Here is an 18,363-nt window from a genome sequence, read left to right on the forward strand (position 1 = left end):
GGCCTCAGGCCCGGGTGCGGCACACCTCGACGAAGGCCCGGAACGGCGCGAGCCGCTGCCCGGCCGGGAGTTCCAGGGCCTCGGGGTGCCATTGGACCGAGGCCACCCAGCGCTCCGGATCCTCCAGCGCCTCGACGGTCCCGTCCTCGGCCACGGCCGTCACCTGCAATCCTCCGGCCACCCGGGCCACGGCCTGATGGTGGCCGGAGGCGATCTTCACGCTTCCGGCACCGGAACCGCTGCCGTAGAGGGCGGCCACCTTGGAGCCTGCCTCGAGGCCTACCTCGTGCCAGGCCCACGGCCCGTTCCCGTGCACCGGCGCGGGCTCGTGGTGCACCACCGTCCCCGGCGCCATGTCCTGGACCAGCGTCCCGCCGTAGAGCACGTTGAGCAGCTGATGCCCGCGGCAGATGCCGAGCACGGGCAGCCCGGCATCGATCGCAAGACGTGCCACGGCGAGATCCAGCGCGTCCTGGGCATGGTTGACGTCGTAGCAGAGATCGGTTTCTTCCTCGCCGTAGAGGCCGGGGTCGAGGTCGCCGCCGCCGGGAAGAACGACGCCGTCAAGGGACACCAGCGCCGCGGCGAGACCGCCGTCGTCGGGCCCCAAAGCGGTGAGCAGCACCGGTTCGCCACCGCCCTCACGCAGCAGCTCCACGATGTACTCGAACAATGCGTTGGCTTCCGCGACGCGCGGGTCGGGATCGGCGGAACTGCTGAGGCGGACGGGAACGCCGATGCGCGGCCGGCCGCGGAGGGGGTTGCGGGAAGTCTGCATGCCTCATTCTGCAACACGATCGCGGACTAGGATTACTAGATGAACCCCCGCTATCTCGTGTCCCGCAGCCGGTACATCCCCGCAGCCCCGGAGGCCATCTTCGAGGTGCTCGCCACGCCTGCCCTGCACAGCGTGATCGACGGCTCGGACACGGTGAAGGGCGTCCAGCCGCGCGGGCCCCGCCGGCTGTATCTCCGGGCCAGGTTCGGCATGCAAATGAACATGCGGGTGAACTACAAGATCCTCAATACCGTCTGCGAGTTCGAGGAAGGCCGCCGGATTGCGTGGCGGCACTTCTACGGCCACGTGTGGCGCTACCTGCTCGAACCGTCCGCGGGCAAGGACGGCACCGCCGGCACCCTGGTCACGGAGCAATGGGACGCGCGGCGGGTGCCCGGCAAGAGCCTGCTCCGGGTGGCAGGCTACCTGCGCCGCCATCCGGCCAACCTGGAACAGACGCTGGCCAACCTCGACGCCTACATGGCTGCGCAGCCGGACATGGGTAATGTGGATGGCAGCACGAAACGAGACTGAAGGTGGGAACTGGGATGGGCCGCAGGACACTGGTCGACGATCTCGTCGACGGCCTGCTGACCGAAATCCTTGACGGAAAGCTCCAGCCCCACAACCCGATCCCGCCCGAGGCCGACATCGCCAAGGCCTACGACGTCAGCCGGCTCACCGTGCGTGAGGCCCTCAAGGCGCTCCGCGCACAAAACATCCTCTACGTGAAGGCCGGCAGGGGAACCTTCGTCAATCCCACGGACAACTGGACCGGCCTGGACGCGATCTTCAAGGCGGCCTCGCACGGCAATGCGGCCGACCAGGTCTCGGTGGGACTAATTGAGATGCGCCGCATGGTGGAGACCGGGGCGGCCGCGCTCGCCGCCAAACGCTACACCCCGGAGCACGCCGAGCGGATGCGCGAGTGCATCGAAGACATGAAGCGCTCCCACGAGTCAGGCGATCTGGACCGCTTCGTCGAAGCGGACATTGGCTTCCATGACGCCGTCCTGAGGGCCTCCGGCAACCCGTTCGTCCGTGCCCTGTTCAGCCAGCTGGGCCAGCTGCTGTACGTGACCCGACGCGAAACCTCGGCCGTCGAGGTGATCCAGCAGCACGCCATCGATTACCACCAGCGGGTCATGGACAGCATCCTGAGCGGCGACGCCGAGCGCTCGCGGCAGGCGATGGATGAGCACATGGACCAGACCAATGCTGACTACGAACGCTACGTCCGGGGCGCCACGTCCTGACGTCCGCCTCCGGACCCTTGACGTAATCCGAATCACATTCTAAGATTTTGCCTAGTTCCTGAATCAGATGTCTGACATCTGACTCAACAAGAATCCTGCAGCACGCGCTTCCAGGCGGGCAGGATGACCTACCCCAATCCACCGATTTCCTCACCCGGCACAGCCGCAGGGCAGGAAACATGTAAGAAGGTCGATGATGACTTCATTAGCCCCCAAGTCCTCGGGACTCGGCGAACTGGGCGACCGCACGCTCCGTAAGGTCCGCCGCCGCGTCATGCCCCTGATTGTCCTGCTCTACTTCGTTGCCTACCTGGACCGTAACAACGTCGGATTCGCCAAACTCACCATGAGTGAGGACATCGGCCTGAACGCCGCTGCCTACGGCCTTGGCGCCGGCATCTTCTTCCTCGGATATGCCCTCCTGGAGATTCCCAGCAACTTCGGCATGTACAAGTTCGGGGCCCGGAAATGGCTGGCCCGCATCCTGATCACGTGGGGCATCTTCGCCACCGCCATGTGCCTGGTGAACGGTGAAAGCACCTACTACATCGTCCGGTTCCTGCTCGGTGCCGCCGAGGCCGGGTTCTTCCCGGCGATACTGTTCTACCTGACGCTGTGGTTCCCCGCCGCGCAGCGCGTCACCGTGCTGGGCATCTTCATCCTTGCCCAGCCGGTATCCAACGCGCTCGGTGCCCCGGTATCCGGGCTCCTCCTGCAGATGGACGGCGTCATGGGCCTCCAGGGCTGGCAGTGGCTCTACATCATCGAAGGCATCCCGGCGATCGCCCTTGGCCTCCTGACGCCCATCCTCATGACGGACCGCCCGCGGGACGCCAAATGGCTCGAGACCGACGAGCGCAACTGGCTCACCGCCACCATGGACGCCGAACTGGCTGCCAAGTCCCAGTCGGGCAAGCACAACTTCATGGCCGGGCTCAAGGACAAGCGCACCCTGGTCTACTCCGCCCTGTACTTCGGCCTGGTGTGCGGAATCTACGGCCTGGGCCTGTGGATGCCCACCATCGTCGCAGCCCTCGGCAAGTTCTCCACGGCCGAGGTCGGCTTCATCGTCTTCATCCCCTATGCCGTGGCCGCAGTATTCGTCTACTTCTGGAGCAAGCGCGCGGACCGGACCGGCAAGCGTGCCTGGCACGCCTCGGTCAGCATGGTCCTCGCGGCCGTCGGACTCGTGGCCGCCGGCTACCTGCTGCCGGTCAACCCGATCCTTGCGATGATCGGCCTGACGGTCTCGGCCATGGGGATCTACGGGGCCATCGCCCCGTTCCTCTCGATGCCCTCCGCAGCCCTGACCGGTGCGGCCGCCGCTTCCGGACTGGCCCTGGTGAACTCCCTCGGAAACCTCGGCGGCTTCGTCTCCCCGTACGCCGTCGGCCTCCTCAAGGACGCGACCGGCAGCAACCAGAGCGGGCTGCTGTTCCTGTCCCTGTGCCTGTGCATTACCGCCGTGGCCACCTACCTCTACGCCCGCAGGCGCCCCGAGGGCGACGCCGCCCTTGACCCCGCGGTCGCAGCGGCTGCCGCCGTCGTCGTCCCGACCAAAGTACCCTGATCCCGAACTCCCCTGAAGGAACCTTCGTCATGACATCCATTACCCCGTTCCCCACTGAGCGCACTGTGGTCCTGACCGGCGCCGCGTCAGCACGCGGCATCGGCCGCGCCGCCGCCGACCGCCTGGCCAGCGAGGGCTGGTCCATCGCAATCCTGGACATCAATGCCGAGGACGCCAGCGCCGCTGCCGCCGAGATCGGTTCCAACCGTGCGGTCAAGGCCATCGGCGTCGGCGCGGACGTCTCCGACGCCGCGTCGGTGGACCGGGCCATCACCGAGATCGAGGGCTCGCTGCCCCCGATCGTGGCCCTGGCCAACCTGGCCGGCATCAGTTCCCCGACGACGTTCATGGAAACCACGGTCGAAGAATGGGACAAGGTGTTCGCCATCAACATGCGCGGATCCTTCATCGTCTCCCAGCGGGTGCTCAAGGGCATGATCGAGCGCAAGATCGGCCGGATCGTGAGCATCTCCTCGATTTCGGCACAGCGTGGCGGCGGCACGTACTCCAAGGTCGCCTACAGCGCGTCCAAGGCCGGGATCATCGGATTCACCCGCGCCCTGGCCCGCGAGGTGGGCGAATTCGGGGTCACGGTCAACGCGATCGCCCCCGGCCCGATCGACACCGACATCATGGGCGGCACGCTGAGCGAGGAACGAAAGGCACAGATGTCGGAGGGCATCATGATGGGGCGGGTCGGCAGCCGCGAGGAAGTGGCGGCCCTGATCGCCTTCCTGCTCGGCCCGGACGCCGGTTACATCACCGCGGCCACCTACGACATCAACGGCGGCCTCCAGGTCTCCTAACCTGAACGCACCACCCCGTTGCGCTATCACTCTTAGGCCTTAAGATCCCGGAATGGCCGCCAAGAGTGATAGCGCAACGGGGTTTAAGCGCTAGCCGCTCAGAGATCCTTGCGGCATTGGGCATGGCCGAGTTCGTAGAGTCCGTTGAGGTCCCCATCGGCAAGCCCGTCCGGGGCCCCGATCTCGGGATACATCAGCTGGGCCGGGTCATCGACATGCTCCAGACCCATCACATGGCCGAGCTCGTGCAGGATCACGGCCGTGGCATAGGCCGCGCCCTCGGCCCGGTCCAGGTCTTCCGCGATTTGCGGGGCATCCAGTTCCAGGCTGCCGGTGACGAAGCTCTTGGGACCGTCGCCGAAACTGAAGTGGGTGCTCCCGCCGGTGCCGATCACCGGGCCTTTGAGCTGCGGTGCCTGTTCCGGCGTGGTCCAGGCAATCAGCAGCGGCGCCCACCGGTCCCCGTAAAGATCCTTCTGGTAGGGCGCACGGGTGGGCGAAGGGGCCTCGGACGTGGGGCCGTCATTGATGAACGTGATCCCGGTGGCCTCCGAGATCGTCCGGATCGAGTCCTCCACGAGCCGCTCGGCACCCTGCGGAGCCAGGGCGGCATTGACGACATAGTGCAGCGGACGGCACGGCGAGTAACCCACCGGAGCGCCGTCGTCGTTCGTTGCGAGGAACTTGTACGAGGTGCTGGCGGCCTCCGGTTTCCGGGGCGCGCCGAGGGGCTGGTCCTGCTCCTCGAGCCCGGGCGGGGGAGTGTCCGTCCGGTCTCCTCCGGCCGGCACGGCAGGCTGGCCGGACTCCCCGCCGGCACGCGGCTGCGCCTGCAGGTCACTGCCTGCGTTGTTCTCTGCGTTGTGCCCTGTTCCGCGGGTGACCTCGAAGAGGCCCGTGAACCGGGGATCGCCGTAGACGAGTCCGGCGGTGAGGAAGGCCGCGCCGGCGATCACCGCAGCGGCGGCCAGGTTCCTGACAATCCGCAACGCGGTGGCGGACCGGCTGTGCCGCGGCCCGCGGTCCCGAAAAACGGGGCCGTCCACTAGCCAACCACGGCGCCAAAGGCCATGCCGAGCAGGTAGGTCACGCCGGCGGCCCCCATGCCGATGCCCAGCTGGCGCAGGCCGCGGGTGGCGGGCGACGTGCCCGAGAGCAGGCCCACGACGCCGCCGGTGAGCAGCAGTGCCAAGCCGACGAGGGACGCGGAAACCACCAGCGCGGCGAGTCCCGTCATGCCCAACAGGAACGGAATGATGGGCACGATCGCGCCGGAGGCGAAGAAACAGAAGCTCGACGCCGCCGCGCCCCAGGCGGTGCCGACAGCCTCGTGCTGGTCCTCGCTTTCGGGCAGTTCCGGGCGCAGGGACAGGCTCGGATCGCAGTCGCAGTCCAGCAGGCCCATCCGCTCTGCGACGCGGTGCTCGGCTGCCTCGCGGGACATGCCGCGGGCCAGGTAGACGAGCAGGAGTTCGTTGTGCTCGATATCCAGCAGCGGCGCCGCCGCCAACGTGATCTGGGTGGGACGGGTGGCGGCGAGGAGCTCGCGCTGCGACCGCACGGAAATGAATTCGCCGGCCCCCATGGACAGGGCACCGGCCAGCAGCCCGGCGACGCCGCTGAGGAGTACCACCTGGCTTCCCACGCCCGAGGCCGCCATGCCCATGACGAGTGACAGGTTGCTGACCAGCCCGTCGTTGGCGCCGAAGACGGCGGCACGGAACGTTCCGGCCAGCCGGTTGCGGCCCCGGGTGGCCAGTCCACGGACCACTTCTTCATGGATCTGCTCGTCGGCGACCATGGCCGGGGTGGCAAACGATTCGGTGGCGTAGGGGGAGCGGCTCTCTGCCCGCTGGGCCAGGGCCAGGACGAAGACCGAGCCGAAATGCCGGGCCAGGAAGCCCAGGAGCCGGCTCCGCAGTGAGGCATGCCGGTCCTTGCCGGCGTGATCGCCCAGCAACTGGAGCCAGTGCGCCTCATGGCGCCCCTCGGCCTCGGCCAGCGCCAGCAGGATGGCGCGCTCCTCGCCGGCGCGGTTCTGCGCCAGGTCACGGTAGACGGCCGCCTCGGCGCGCTCATCGGCGAGATACTGGCGCCAGCGCTTGATGTCCGCCGGGCTCGGATCTGCACTGGGTGCGGTGCTCGAATCTGAACTGGGTGCGGTGCTGGGTGTGGTTGCGCCGGGGGCGGCGGAGGCCTGTGTCGGGTGGTGCTGCGAAGAATCGTTGCGGTCCGATTCGGTGTGCTGAGACACGAGAAACTCCTGGGTTTGGTCGGGCATGGTCCGGCCCCATTGCGACTCCAGAGTACCCCGTAATTCCGCGCTTTTCAGGCTGGCCATCCTCAGCGGAAGGTTTAGGGAGGCCGTAACTGTCCTGCCGCGGCGGGGCCGCCCGCAGCCGCTTTCCGGCAGCAATCCTGAGCCCTTGACCGCCCGTGTCCGCGGTGTTCGAATGAAACCCAGGGCGGGGTCCCCGGGGCCTTGCCGCCACCGAAGCCGCACGGAGGTTGCACCATGGATAGCACCGCATCACATCCCATCCAGCCGGCCCGGGAGTCACTCGAGTCCGATCCCGCCTACGACTACGCCGAGGACGCGCCCGTCAGCGACGTTGCGGAGACCGAGGACGAGGAGCTTCTCGAAGAGGCAGATCGGCTCGTGCCCCTGGACGCGGAGGACTTCCTGGGCGACGAGAAGCCGGTGGTGCCCCTGGAAGGGGAAGAATTCCTTGAGCCTGAAGAGAATGAGTGATTCGCCAAAGGCCTTAAAGTCCGACGGCGGTGCCTCCCCCTGCGAAGGGGAGGCACCGCCGTCGGACTTAATCCGCGGAAACTAAACCAGCAGGACCTAGTGCGACGGAACCGAAATGTGTTCGCCCTCGGATGCCTCGCCGGCAACCCGCCGCTGCCAGTTCTTCCAGACGGCGGAATCCGTCGGCTTGGTCAGCAGGGACACGACGATGTAGACGACCGCGGAGGCCGCGAGGCCGTAGTAGATCGGCTCGTTGGCGTAAATGCCGTCCAGCGGTACCTCGGCGTTGATTTCCAGGACGATCATGGTGCCGAGCGTGATGACGGTGCCGACCGCCATGGAAGCCGCGGCGGCCACGCCGGTGCCGCGCTTCCACACCAGGCCGCCGAGGATGGCCACGAGCAGGCCGCCGACAAGGATGTCGTAGGCAATGGTCAGGGCGGCGACGACGTCCTTGGTGATGATGGCGATGACGATCGCCACGAGGCCAAGGCCCAGGACCCACATGCGGTTGGCCTTGACGTCGTGCTCGGGATTGTCAGTGTCATCGGTGTTGATCGTCTTGCCGAACCAGCTGGCGACGAACGGGACCACATCGGCGCGGGCCACCGTGGCGGCGGCGATCAAGGCACCGGAGGCGGTGGACATCATGGCGGCGACGGCGGCGGCGAGCACGAGGCCACCGATGCCGATGGGCAGCAGGTTGGTGGCGACCTCGGCGTAGACAACGTCCTTGCCCAGGGCCTTGACGTCGATGTTCGGCAGCGCGACGCGGGCGCCGAGGCCGATCAGGGCGCCGGCAGCGCCGTAGAGGATGCAGTAGACACCGGCGGTGGCGCCGCCCCAGCGGGCAACAGTTGGGGTCTTGGCGGTGAAGACGCGCTGCCAGATGTCCTGCCCGATCAGCAGGCCCAGGGTATAGACCACGAAGTAGGTGATGATGGTCTGGACCCCGATGCCGTCAATCTGGAAGAAGCTGGCGTCCACACGGGCGCGGATCCCGTCGAGGCCGCCGGCGGCGTTGAGCGTGAACGGCAGCATCAGCACGAAGATGCCGACGGTCTTGATGACGAACTGGACCTGGTCGGCCAGGGTGATGGACCACATGCCGCCGATGGTCGAGTAGACCAGCACGATCGAACCGCCGACGGCGATGGCGAGGGCGCGGTCCCAGCCGAAAAGCACCACGAAGATGGTGGCGTAGGCGCTGGTGGAGGTGGCGCACAACATCAGCGTGTAGGCAAGCATGACGATGCCGGAGGTCTGCGTGGACTTGCTGCCGTAGCGCAGGGTCAGCATCTGCGAGACCGTGTAGATCTTCAGCTTCTGAATAGTGGGGGCGAAGAGCAGGCTCAGCAGCAGCACGCCGGCGCCGATCGCGACCACGAGCCACATGCCGGAGATGCCGAACTTGTAGCCGAGGCCGACGCCGCCGACGGTGGAGGCGCCGCCGAGCACGACGGCGGCCATGGTGCCGGTGTAGAGGAACGGCCCGAGACGGCGGCCGGCGACCAGGAAGTCGCTATTGTTCTTGGTGCGGGACTTGCCCCACCAACCGAACGCCAACATGGCGGCCAGATACACCACCACAATGGCGATGTTGACGAAATTTGCTTCCATTATGGGCTCCTTGGAGCTGATTGGCAGCGGATGCGGGCTTGCCGGCCTCAACAGTGTGTTCGGCAAGGCTGCTGCTGCGTGTAGTGGTTGGAGGAGGATGTCCGTCGGAACCTCCAGTTTTGCCTTATAGGCAACACATGTTGCCCAAAAGAGTATGTTGTGACCCCGGTAACAGTCAAGGCGCAGTGCGTCCCGCCGCCGCTTCCGCGTCACGAAGGCCCGCTCCCGCTAGGATTGCTCCAATGATGGGGCCGAGCGGCCGGCCGTGAAAGGTTCCTAAATGAAGGCTCTACCAGTTGAACCGAGCAATGTTCCCGTTGCCATCGGTTCGCGGATCCGCGCCGCCAGGCAGTCCCAGCGGCTCACCATTGAGCAGGTCGCAGACGCCACCGGGCTCACCAAGGGATTCCTCAGCCGCGTCGAGCGGGACCTCACCTCGCCCTCCGTTGCCTCCCTGGTGACGCTGTGCCAGGTCCTGTCCATCTCGATCGGCGACCTCTTTGCCGCCCCCGAAACGCACCTCACGAAGCAGAATGAGGGCCCCCGAATCTCGCTCGGCGGCGAGGGGATCGTCGAGCGGCTGCTGACCGCACGCTCGGAGCGCCGGGTCCAGATCATCCAGGCAGTGATCGAGCCGCGCGGGCGCGGCGAGTCCGAACTCTATGCCGTGGACTGCGATGTCGATGTCCTGCATGTGGTCAAGGGAAGCATCCGCCTGATCCTCACCAATGAGGAATTCGAGCTCAGCGCCGGGGACACTGTGACGTTCCCCGGCCGGGAACCCCACACCTGGGTCAATCCCACGGACGACGCCGTCGAGGTGCTGTGGGTGCTGGTGCCTGCCGCCAGCCGCTGAGGGCGACACTGCAACAGTAACCACCACCGGAACCGCAACTACCGGATAAACCACCACTGCGCGCAATCCGGAAATACACAGGACGAGCGGAAGCCGCTCACGCAAATCTCAACTTGGGGGATTCCATGAACCGCAACAACGTCTTTCTGTCCCTGGCACTGGCCGCCGCGCTCGCGGCTGCCCTTGGCCTCAGCTCCTGCGCCGCCGCGGGCCAGCGCGCCGGCGAAACGGGAGGCAGCCCCGCCAGCGAAACAGCGGCCCCGGCGCAGCAGGAATCCGGCCCGGCCGCCTCGGCCGTGTCCTCCGCCGCGCCGGCCACGCCCACCTCCAGTGCCTCCGGCACCCCCGCCCCGGCCACGCCGACGGCCAGTGCGGTGGCCGGCGTGAAAACGTTCACTTTCCCGGACGGGCACCTGTCCTTCTCCTACCCGAGCGACTGGTCCATCCGGGTGGTCGGCTCACCCGAGGACGCCACCAAGCTGCGGGGTATGCAGGCGGTCGTCGCCGACGCCACCGGCAACGAACTGGCTTCCATCGTCAGCAGCACCAGCGCCAGCAACGCTTCCGGCCCGGTGGCCCGTACCGTGCTGGACACCGCTCCGGTGCCGGGGCTGAAAGATGTGGACGGCGCACAGCTGGCCTTCGGCTTCGCGTTTGATTCCTTCGCCGATCAGTCCGATTTCCACATGAGCGTCCGCAAGGAACGCGACTTCGCGCCCACGGTCTCTGACTCCGGCTCCGCCTACGTCAGCTTCGCCAACGGCGGGGCTGAAGCCAAGGTGCTCTTCGGCAGCCCGGCGTTTGCCTCCGTCGACGCCGCCAAAGCCTGGATGACCACGGAGCAGTACGGAAAGCTCAAGCACCTGCTGCTGACCCTCAAGTACAGCTGACCTCCCGGTCCTTGGCGAGAGGGATCCCGGTGAGATTTACGTCACATTCCGGCAATCTGCCGGAAACGGCAATTTAATGCCCGGAGCCCTCGCGTAACGTGCCCGCAAGAATCGGAAAGCCTTCCCGAAACACACCCTGAGTAGCGTCAACTGCGGGGGGACGTGCACCAGTCCCAAACGACACATGGCTCGCCGCATCGGCGCCCTCGGAGCGCCGGCACTCGAGGAAGGCTCCCGCTATGAAGTTCTCTGTGCTTGCAGTAGGAATGGCAACAGATCCGCAGGTCCTTGACCCCGGATCGACCGCGTGGATGCTCACGGCGTCCGCTCTGGTCCTCCTGATGACCCCCGGGCTTGCGTTCTTCTACGGCGGGCTCGTCAGAATGAAGTCCGTCCTCAACATCATGATGATGAGCTTCGGCGCCATGGGCGTGGTGGCCGTCGTCTGGGCCCTGTGGGGCTACGGTCTGGCTTTCGGCCCGGATGCGCTGGGCGGCTTCGTTGGAGATCCCTTCACTAATTTCGGCCTGAGCGGTCTGACCACCAGCATCGGCACCAAGGCGCCAGGCCTGCCGGACATGATATTCGTCGGCTTCCAGGCCACCTTCGCCATCATCACCGTCGCGCTTATCAGCGGGGCCGTGGCGGAACGCGTCAGGTTCGGACCCTGGCTCCTCTTTGCTGCCCTCTGGGTCACACTCGTCTATGCTCCGATCGCGCACTGGGTCTGGGGCGGCGGCATCTTCGGACCCACCGGCATCATCGGCAGCAAGATCTCCGCCCTCGACTTCGCCGGCGGCACGGTGGTCCACATGAACGCCGGCATAGCCGGACTCATGCTGGCGGTGGTCCTGGGCAAGCGGCTCGGCTTCATGAAAGACCCCAACATCCGCCCGCACAACCTGCCGTTCGTCATGCTCGGCGCCGGGTTGCTCTGGTTCGGCTGGTTCGGCTTCAACGCCGGCTCGGAACTCGCCGCCGACGCCACGGCCGCCCTGGCCTGGACCAACACCCTGCTTGCCACCAGCGCCGCCCTGCTGGGCTGGCTGTTTGTGGAGCGGCTGCGCGACGGGCATGCCACCTCGCTCGGCGCCGCCTCGGGTGCCGTCGCGGGACTCGTGGCCGTCACCCCGGCCTGCGGATACATCGACCCCATCGGGGCCATCCTGATCGGCGTGATCGCGGGGGTCGTCTGCGCGCTCGCCGTCGGGCTGAAGTTCAAGATCGGACTCGACGACTCCTTGGACGTCGTGGCCGTGCACTTCGTGGGCGGCCTGTGGGGGACCCTGGCCCTCGGATTCTTCGCTCTTCCGTCCGCCAAGACCGCCGGCGGCCTCTTCTACGGCGGCGGCCTGTCACAGTTCTGGCCACAGATCCTCACCGCCCTGATTGTTACAGCGTGGAGCGCCGCCATGACCACATTGATTGGCTTCGCGATCCACAAGAGCATCGGCATGCGCGTTTCCGAGGCCGACGAACTCTCCGGCATCGACGTGACGGAGCACGCCGAAACAGCGTACGAACTCCTCATGGTCGGCGGCAGCTTCCACCCCGGCGACCCGCATGCCCGCACTGAGGCTGCCCACGCTCACGCCGCCGCCCAGCCCGAAGCCCAGGCCAACGCCGAAGGTGAGGCCCAGGCCGAGGCCGAAGGTGAGGCCGCCCGCGGCAGGGTGCCGTCATGAAGCTCGTCACGGCCATTGTGCGGCCGGAGCGGGTTTCGGCCGTCAGTGCGGCTTTGGAGCGGGCCGGAGTCAACGGCCTGACCGTGAGCCAAGCCAGCGGCTATGGCCGGCAGCGGGGCCACACCGAGGTGTACCGGGGTGCCGAGTACAACTCCGACCTGCTGCCCAAAGTGAGGCTGGAAGTCCTGGTAGACGAGGACGCCCTCGGCGCCGTCATGGCGGCCATTGAAGAGGGCGGGCGCACGGGCCGGTTCGGCGACGGCAAAATCTGGATCATTGAGGTGCGCGACGCCGTCCGCGTCCGGACCGGGGAACGGGGCGCTTCGGCCATCGCGTGAGGTAATTGGTAAACAATTGATGCGCAATACGAAACTTCGAGTGTATGATGGCTATCACAACCGTCGGTCAATCCTCGAAGGAGAGGCTTCTTTTGGAAGAGCTGCGCATCGAGGCCAATGGCAACCTTGGCCCCATCGATTCATCCCGCGTCCCACGCTACGCCGGGGCTGCCACTTATGCCCGTCTGCCGCGCCTGGACCAGGTGGCCAAAGCAGACGTCACGGTGGTCGGCGTGCCGTTCGACACCGGCGTCTCCTACCGCCCCGGCGCCCGCTTCGGAGCCAACCACATCCGCGAGGCCAGCCGCCTGCTGCGGCCGTACAACCCGGCGTGGGACGTCAGCCCCTTCGAGAACATCCAGGTTGCCGACGCCGGCGACATGGCCGTCAACCCGTTCAACATCAACGAGGCCATCGAAACCATCCAGCAGAACGCCCTTGACCTGACGGCGGCCGGCAGCAAGCTGGTGACCCTCGGCGGCGACCACACCATCGCCCTGCCGCTGCTGCGCGCCGCCGCCGAGCGCGCCGGCGGGCCCGTTGCCATGCTGCACTTCGACGCGCACCTGGACACCTGGGACACCTACTTCGGCGCCGAGTACACCCACGGCACTCCCTTCCGCCGCGCCGTCGAGGAAGGCATCCTGGACACCGAGGCCATCAGCCACATCGGCACCCGCGGTCCGCTTTACGGCAAGAAGGACCTCGACGACGACCACCGCTTCGGCTTCGGCATCGTCACCTCCGCCGACGTTTACTACCAGGGCGTCCTGGAGACGGTGGCCAAGGTCCGGGACCGGATCGGGAACCGCCCGCTCTACATTTCGGTGGACATCGACGTCCTCGACCCCGCGCACGCGCCGGGCACCGGCACGCCGGAAGCCGGCGGCATCACGAGCCGCGAGCTGCTGGAAATCATCCGCGGTTTCCGCGGCATGAACCTGGTCGGTGCCGACATCGTCGAGGTTGCCCCGGCGTACGACCACGCCGAGATCACCGGCGTGGCGGCAAGCCACGTCGCCTACGAACTCGTGACCCTGATGGCGGACCGCGCCGTCGAAGGGGACCGCTTCGGTGCCCCGAACGGCTACGCGGCCCAGGCCCTTGGCCAGGAATCCCGCCGCCCCGCCGGCTTCGGCTCCTCTGTGGCTTCGCCGGTGGCGTCGCGATGACTGGCGTGCGCAACGGCGGGGACCTCGTCGTCGAGACTCTTGAGGCGCTCGGCGCCAAGACGGTCTTCGGCATCCCGGGCCAGCACGCCCTGGGCCTGTTCGATGCGATGGGCCGCGGGAACCTGCACTTTGTCTCCTCCCGGGTCGAGAACAACTCGGCGTTCGCCGCGGACGGGTATTCCCGTGCCACCGGCGAGGTCGGCGTGCTGTTCCTGTCCACCGGCCCGGGTGCGCTGACGTCCCTGGCCGGGCTGCAGGAGGCCTATGCCACCGGCGTTCCCATGGTGGTCGTGGCGAGCCAGATCCCGCTCGAGGGTCTCGGCGCCCGGCGCAAGGGCATGCTGCACCAGCTCGATGACCAGAAGGCCTCGGCCGCGAACGTCACCAAGTCCCAGCGGCTGATCCAGCACGCTTCCGGCATTCCCTCGGCCATCCAGGATGCGTGGACCGAGGCGATCTCCTCGCCGCAGGGCCCCGTGTGGCTGGAAGTCCCGCAGAACGTCCTGCTGGACCCCATCATGGTGCCTCCCGTGGAGGACGCCCTCGCAGAAGCTGCGGACAACCCGCCCCGGGTGGAGCTGATCCGCGAAGCCGTGAAATGGCTCTCGACGGCGGAGCGTCCCGCCATCATCGCCGGCGGCGGCACCCGCCGTGGCCGGGCCGAAAAGTCGCTGCTCTCGATTGCGGAGAAGCTGCGGGCGCCGGTGATCTGCACGCCGGGCGGCAACGGCGCGTTCCCGTGGAACCATGAGCTCTCGCTGCAGTCCTGGATCGAGGACCAGTACATGACGGAGGTGCTCGAGGACGCCGACGTGCTGATCGTCATCGGCTCCTCCCTGGGCGAGGTCACGTCCAACTACTTCACCTTTGAACCGCGCGGCCGGATCATCCAGATCGACGCCGAGCCCCGCGTTCTGGAATCCAACCGTCCGGGCCTGGGCATCCGGGCGGACGCCGGCCAGGCCCTCGCCGCGCTCGACGCCGCCCTGACCGAGCCGCACGGGGAACGCGCCGACTGGCACGGCACGGCTCCCGAGACGCTCGTCAAGGACACCCTGGCCAAGGTCAGGGCCCGGCTCGAGTCGCAGGACCTCGGCAAGGAACTGAAGTTCATGGCCGACATCCGCGAGGCCGTTCCCGCGGGCATGCAGACGTTCTGGGACATGACCATCTCGGCCTACTGGGGCTGGAGCTGCTGGGATGCCCGCGATGGCCAGTTCCACTCCGCGCAGGGCGCCGGCGGGCTGGGCTTCGGCTTCCCCGCGGCGATCGGCGGCGCCGTCGGGCTCGAAACCACCGGCACTTCCGCCGGTTCGGCCCGGGTGCTGGCCGTCTCCGGCGACGGCTCGGCGATGTACTCCATCTCCGAGCTCGCCACCGCCAAGCAGCACAACGTCCCGGTCACCTGGCTGATTGTGGACGACGGCGGCTACGGCATCCTGCGCGAATACATGGTGGGCGCCTTCGGCAAGGCCACGGCCACCGAGCTCGCCCGGCCCGACTTCGTCAAGCTGGCAGAGTCCTTCGGCGTCCCGGCCGTACGGGTAGCCCCCGGAGATGTGGGGGACGCCCTGAAGGCGGGCTTCGCCGCGGACGGCCCCAACGTCGTCGTCGTCGAAACCCTGCTCCAGATGTTCGGCCCCACCCACCTGGCCACGTAGCCGGGCCCGAACACCGCAGCAGCACCGCACTAAACACCGCACAGCGCGGACCGGCCGGGTCTGCCCCTCACCACGAGGGGCAGACCATCCGCCATGTCAGTCGAATCCAACGCTGCAGCCAGGCTCGTCTACCAGATCTTCGACCTCCAGCGCGCCGTGCGCTGCGTCGCCGCCGCCAGCCTGCGCGGGCAGGACACCGGAGTGGCGCTGCAGGGCGTTCTTCGCTTTGTGGGGGAGGGCGAATCCCGGGCCACGTACCTTGCGGAGCGGCTCGGCGTCAGCGCTCCGGTCCTGAGCCGGCACATCGCCGAGCTCGAAGACCACGGCTATGTGGTCCGTCGGCCGGACCCGGAGGACGGCCGCGCGCAGCTGATCGCCCTGTCCGCCTCCGGCGCGGAGAAACTGCGCCTCATCGAAGACCAGCGCACGGCCACGCTCCAAGGCCTGCTGCAGGACTGGAGCCAGGACGACGTCGAACTGACGGCGCGCACCCTCGAAAAACTTGCTGAGTCCCTCAGGACCTCAGCCCGGGCAACGACGGCCGGACCCACGAATACGACCGAAATTGTTGAGGAGTAAATATATGGCTAGCCACGCTGCCGCCACAGGACCGGACACTGCGCCGTCCCCGGCCCTGTCAGACATTCCGCAGGGGACATCACGCGCACCCCAGACCGCCGCAGACCCTGCGGCGATGACCCACCGCCAGATCATGGAGGCGCTCACCGGGCTGCTGGCGGCGTTCTTCACCGCCATCCTGAGCAGCACGATCGTCGCCAACGCGCTGCCCACCATCATGTCCGAGCTCAAGGGCACCCAGACGGACTTCGCCTGGGTGATCACCGCCGCGCTCCTGGCCAACGCGGCAACCACCCCGATCTGGGGCAAGCTCGCGGACCTCTTCAACAAAAAGGTCCTCGTCCAGCTGAGCATCGTGATCTTCGTGGCCGGCTCCGTCATGGCCGGCCTGTCCGAGACCATCCCGCTGCTGCTGACCGCCCGTGTCATCCAGGGCATCGCCATGGGTGGCCTCACCGCACTGGCCCAGGCCATCATCGGCTCGATGATCCCGCCGCGCGACCGCGGAAAGTACTCCGGCTACATGGGCGGCGTCATGGCCGTGGGCACGGCGGGCGGCCCGCTGCTCGGCGGCTTCATTGTCGACAGCCCGCTGGGGTGGCGCTGGACGTTCTTCGTCTGCGTCCCGCTCGCGGTGGTCGCGCTCATCCTGCTGCAGGTCACGCTGAAGATCCAGCACGTCAAGCGTCCCGCCAAGATCGACTGGCTCGGCTCCATCCTGTTGACCTCCGGCGTGAGCCTGCTGCTCATCTGGGTCTCCTTTGCAGGCAACCCCGACTACTACGACTGGTGGTCGTGGCAGACGGTCGCCATGGTGGGCGGCGGCGTCCTGCTCCTGGGCCTGCTGGTGCTGGTGGAATCCCGGGTAGCCCAGCCCATCATCCCGCTCAAGATCATCTCTGAGCGGACCACCGCCCTCGCGATCCTCGCCTCGGTGGCCGTCGGCGTCGGCATGTTCGGCTCCTCGACCTTCCTTGGCCAGTACTTCCAGGTGGCACGCGGTGCCACCCCCACCGAAGCCGGCCTGCTCACGCTGCCCATGATCGCTGGCAACCTGATCGGTTCGGTCGCCTCCGGCATGCTCATCAGCCGCACCGGCAAGTGGAAGCGGTACCTGGTGGCCGGCGCCATCCTGCTGATCGGCGGCCTGGGCCTGGCCGGCACCATGGACCACACCACTGACCTGTGGCTGACCGGCATCTACACGGCCATCCTCGGCGTCGGCCTGGGCCTGCTGATGCAAAACCTCGTCCTCGCCGTCCAGAACACGGTCCAGGCCAAGGACATCGGCACGGCCAGCGCCTCCGTTGCCTTCTTCCGCTCCGTCGGCGGAGCGATCGGCGTCTCGGTCCTCGGCGCCGTGCTGGGCAACCGGGTCAAGGAGCTCGTCACGGAGGGGCTCGCCTCCGCCGGAATCCAGGTCCCGGCCGGATCCGCGGGGGCAAGCATGGACCTCAAGGACATGCCGGCACCGATCCGCGACATCATGCGGGCCGCCTACGGTGACGCGATCGCTGAGGTCTTCCTGATCTCTGCAATCATCGGCCTCGTGGCGCTGGTTGCCATCCTGTTCATCAAGGAACGCCCGCTGCGGCGCACCGTCGACGTTCGGCCGGACCCCGCCGGGCAGGCAGGGGACGCCTCGGGTGCCGTTGTAGCTATGAGGAGCGCCGGGAACGACGCCGTCGAGGAAGCATCGTCAGCCGGCGGAACCGGCATCGTGGACCTGGACCGGGAATTCATCGAGGTGCTCAGCCGGGAGCGCGCCGAATCCCGCTTCCCCGATGCCGCCCGACGGGATGCCGACCTTGGCTTCAGGGCCAGCATTGGCAGCGGCCAAGATTCGGGTCCGGATTCCGATGTGGCTGAGTTCGGTGCGGACCGGGCGGCCGAGAGGGAGGGCGCCCGCCAGCGGTCCCGGACTTTGGTGGCCGAGAACCGGCCCGAGGCAGCCGACGTCGTACCCGTGCTGCTCCAGACCCAGCAACTGCTCGCGGAACAGCAGCTGCAGCTGGCGGACGCGCTACGCGCCGTGTACGAGCAGGCCGCCGAGCAGCGTGCAATCGCCGCGGAACAGGCCCGGGTTGCCGAAGAGCTCACGGCCCTGCACCGCCAGCTTGCCAAACAGCGCAAGATGCAGCGCGCGGCCGCCGACTACATCGCAACCCACGGCCAGCACCGCACCGACTAGCGCCGACCCGCACCGCCGGACCGTCTAGTGGATCCCAGAGACCCCGCGGCCGCCCCAGATGGCAGCCGCGGGGCCTTCGTGCGGCCTGCGTTCGGGTGGCAGGGCCGCGGCAGGGCCGCGGCAGCGCTGCACGCAGGTGTAAAAATACGCCGTTTGGATGATATTTGGTGTCCCGTGTTCCACCCGGGCGGGGGATTTCGTAGGGTTGG

17 protein-coding genes are annotated in these 18,363 nt (G+C 67.5%); 13 read left to right on the plus strand and 4 right to left on the minus strand.

Going from position 1 to position 18,363, the window contains the following annotated elements; translation table 11 throughout:
• Window positions 1-4: 4 nt before the first annotated feature.
• A complete protein-coding gene (locus tag AC1DZQ_RS18490) occupies window positions 5-778 on the minus strand; it encodes a gamma-glutamyl-gamma-aminobutyrate hydrolase family protein (protein ID WP_476964862.1) in 774 nt (257 codons plus the stop codon).
• A 39-nt stretch (window positions 779-817) separates the two neighbouring features.
• Here AC1DZQ_RS18490 and AC1DZQ_RS18495 point away from each other — a divergent pair, with 39 nt between their 5' ends.
• From AC1DZQ_RS18495 to AC1DZQ_RS18510, 4 genes are all read left to right on the plus strand, one after another.
• Entirely contained in the window at window positions 818-1,312 is a 495-nt protein-coding gene (locus AC1DZQ_RS18495; RefSeq protein ID WP_476964863.1) for an SRPBCC family protein, read from the plus strand.
• A gap of 14 nt (window positions 1,313-1,326) precedes the next feature.
• Window positions 1,327-2,034 carry a FadR/GntR family transcriptional regulator gene (locus AC1DZQ_RS18500; RefSeq protein ID WP_476964864.1) on the plus strand — a complete coding sequence of 236 codons (708 nt, stop codon included), beginning with the start codon at window positions 1,327-1,329 and terminating at the stop codon, window positions 2,032-2,034.
• A 193-nt stretch (window positions 2,035-2,227) separates the two neighbouring features.
• Complete coding sequence (locus tag AC1DZQ_RS18505; RefSeq protein WP_476964865.1) at window positions 2,228-3,604, plus strand: MFS transporter; 1,377 nt, start codon at window positions 2,228-2,230, stop codon at window positions 3,602-3,604.
• A 29-nt stretch (window positions 3,605-3,633) separates the two neighbouring features.
• On the plus strand, window positions 3,634-4,410 hold the full coding sequence (locus AC1DZQ_RS18510) for an SDR family NAD(P)-dependent oxidoreductase (RefSeq protein WP_476964866.1): 777 nt from the start codon (window positions 3,634-3,636) through the stop codon (window positions 4,408-4,410).
• Window positions 4,411-4,508: 98 nt separating this feature from the next.
• Here AC1DZQ_RS18510 and AC1DZQ_RS18515 read toward each other — a convergent pair whose 3' ends face one another.
• The gene (locus AC1DZQ_RS18515; protein WP_476964867.1) at window positions 4,509-5,456 is read right to left on the minus strand and encodes a matrixin family metalloprotease; all 948 of its coding nucleotides are present in this window, start codon (window positions 5,454-5,456) and stop codon (window positions 4,509-4,511) included.
• On the minus strand, window positions 5,456-6,664 hold the full coding sequence (locus AC1DZQ_RS18520) for a VIT1/CCC1 transporter family protein (protein ID WP_476964868.1): 1,209 nt from the start codon (window positions 6,662-6,664) through the stop codon (window positions 5,456-5,458). Before AC1DZQ_RS18520 ends, AC1DZQ_RS18515 begins: the two co-directional genes overlap by 1 nt.
• A gap of 261 nt (window positions 6,665-6,925) precedes the next feature.
• On the opposite strand from AC1DZQ_RS18520, the gene AC1DZQ_RS18525 reads away from it, so the two are divergent.
• A complete protein-coding gene (locus AC1DZQ_RS18525) occupies window positions 6,926-7,162 on the plus strand; it encodes a hypothetical protein (RefSeq protein ID WP_476964869.1) in 237 nt (78 codons plus the stop codon).
• Between the two features lie 96 nt (window positions 7,163-7,258).
• Here AC1DZQ_RS18525 and AC1DZQ_RS18530 read toward each other — a convergent pair whose 3' ends face one another.
• Complete coding sequence (locus AC1DZQ_RS18530) at window positions 7,259-8,782, minus strand: sodium:solute symporter family protein (protein ID WP_476964870.1); 1,524 nt, start codon at window positions 8,780-8,782, stop codon at window positions 7,259-7,261.
• Window positions 8,783-9,062: 280 nt separating this feature from the next.
• On the opposite strand from AC1DZQ_RS18530, the gene AC1DZQ_RS18535 reads away from it, so the two are divergent.
• The 8 genes from AC1DZQ_RS18535 (at window position 9,063) to AC1DZQ_RS18570 (ending at window position 18,154) form a co-directional block, all read left to right on the plus strand.
• A complete protein-coding gene (locus tag AC1DZQ_RS18535) occupies window positions 9,063-9,638 on the plus strand; it encodes a helix-turn-helix domain-containing protein (RefSeq protein ID WP_028275626.1) in 576 nt (191 codons plus the stop codon).
• A 125-nt stretch (window positions 9,639-9,763) separates the two neighbouring features.
• Window positions 9,764-10,528 carry a hypothetical protein gene (locus AC1DZQ_RS18540; RefSeq protein ID WP_476964871.1) on the plus strand — a complete coding sequence of 255 codons (765 nt, stop codon included), beginning with the start codon at window positions 9,764-9,766 and terminating at the stop codon, window positions 10,526-10,528.
• A 239-nt stretch (window positions 10,529-10,767) separates the two neighbouring features.
• Window positions 10,768-12,213, plus strand: coding sequence for an ammonium transporter (locus AC1DZQ_RS18545; protein WP_476964872.1), 1,446 nt, complete (start codon window positions 10,768-10,770; stop codon window positions 12,211-12,213).
• A complete protein-coding gene (locus AC1DZQ_RS18550) occupies window positions 12,210-12,551 on the plus strand; it encodes a P-II family nitrogen regulator (RefSeq protein ID WP_476964873.1) in 342 nt (113 codons plus the stop codon). Before AC1DZQ_RS18545 ends, AC1DZQ_RS18550 begins: the two co-directional genes overlap by 4 nt.
• Before the next feature lie 92 nt (window positions 12,552-12,643).
• Complete coding sequence (gene speB, locus AC1DZQ_RS18555; RefSeq protein ID WP_476964874.1) at window positions 12,644-13,723, plus strand: agmatinase; 1,080 nt, start codon at window positions 12,644-12,646, stop codon at window positions 13,721-13,723.
• Window positions 13,720-15,384 (plus strand): thiamine pyrophosphate-binding protein, encoded by a 1,665-nt coding sequence (locus AC1DZQ_RS18560; RefSeq protein ID WP_476964875.1) that lies wholly within the window; start codon window positions 13,720-13,722, stop codon window positions 15,382-15,384. The genes speB and AC1DZQ_RS18560 overlap by 4 nt, the downstream gene beginning before the upstream one ends.
• 93 nt (window positions 15,385-15,477) lie before the next feature.
• Window positions 15,478-15,963, plus strand: coding sequence for a MarR family winged helix-turn-helix transcriptional regulator (locus AC1DZQ_RS18565; protein WP_476964876.1), 486 nt, complete (start codon window positions 15,478-15,480; stop codon window positions 15,961-15,963).
• Between the two features lie 115 nt (window positions 15,964-16,078).
• Complete coding sequence (locus AC1DZQ_RS18570; protein ID WP_476964925.1) at window positions 16,079-18,154, plus strand: MDR family MFS transporter; 2,076 nt, start codon at window positions 16,079-16,081, stop codon at window positions 18,152-18,154.
• Window positions 18,155-18,363: the final 209 nt, after the last annotated feature.

It is taken from the genome of Arthrobacter sp. P1_C12_2 (assembly GCF_056406415.1).

Bases quoted from the DNA above. Each gene is read 5' to 3' on its own strand.
- AC1DZQ_RS18490 (WP_476964862.1), bottom strand. From the start codon at position 778: ATGCAGACTTCCCGCAACCCCCTCCGCGGCCGGCCGCGCATCGGCGTT.
- AC1DZQ_RS18495 (WP_476964863.1), top strand. From the start codon at position 818: ATGAACCCCCGCTATCTCGTGTCCCGCAGCCGGTACATCCCCGCAGCC.
- AC1DZQ_RS18500 (WP_476964864.1), top strand. From the start codon at position 1,327: ATGGGCCGCAGGACACTGGTCGACGATCTCGTCGACGGCCTGCTGACC.
- AC1DZQ_RS18505 (WP_476964865.1), top strand. From the start codon at position 2,228: ATGATGACTTCATTAGCCCCCAAGTCCTCGGGACTCGGCGAACTGGGC.
- AC1DZQ_RS18510 (WP_476964866.1), top strand. From the start codon at position 3,634: ATGACATCCATTACCCCGTTCCCCACTGAGCGCACTGTGGTCCTGACC.
- AC1DZQ_RS18525 (WP_476964869.1), top strand. From the start codon at position 6,926: ATGGATAGCACCGCATCACATCCCATCCAGCCGGCCCGGGAGTCACTC.
- AC1DZQ_RS18530 (WP_476964870.1), bottom strand. From the start codon at position 8,782: ATGGAAGCAAATTTCGTCAACATCGCCATTGTGGTGGTGTATCTGGCC.
- AC1DZQ_RS18535 (WP_028275626.1), top strand. From the start codon at position 9,063: ATGAAGGCTCTACCAGTTGAACCGAGCAATGTTCCCGTTGCCATCGGT.
- AC1DZQ_RS18540 (WP_476964871.1), top strand. From the start codon at position 9,764: ATGAACCGCAACAACGTCTTTCTGTCCCTGGCACTGGCCGCCGCGCTC.
- AC1DZQ_RS18545 (WP_476964872.1), top strand. From the start codon at position 10,768: ATGAAGTTCTCTGTGCTTGCAGTAGGAATGGCAACAGATCCGCAGGTC.
- AC1DZQ_RS18550 (WP_476964873.1), top strand. From the start codon at position 12,210: ATGAAGCTCGTCACGGCCATTGTGCGGCCGGAGCGGGTTTCGGCCGTC.
- AC1DZQ_RS18560 (WP_476964875.1), top strand. From the start codon at position 13,720: ATGACTGGCGTGCGCAACGGCGGGGACCTCGTCGTCGAGACTCTTGAG.
- AC1DZQ_RS18565 (WP_476964876.1), top strand. From the start codon at position 15,478: ATGTCAGTCGAATCCAACGCTGCAGCCAGGCTCGTCTACCAGATCTTC.
- AC1DZQ_RS18570 (WP_476964925.1), top strand. From the start codon at position 16,079: ATGACCCACCGCCAGATCATGGAGGCGCTCACCGGGCTGCTGGCGGCG.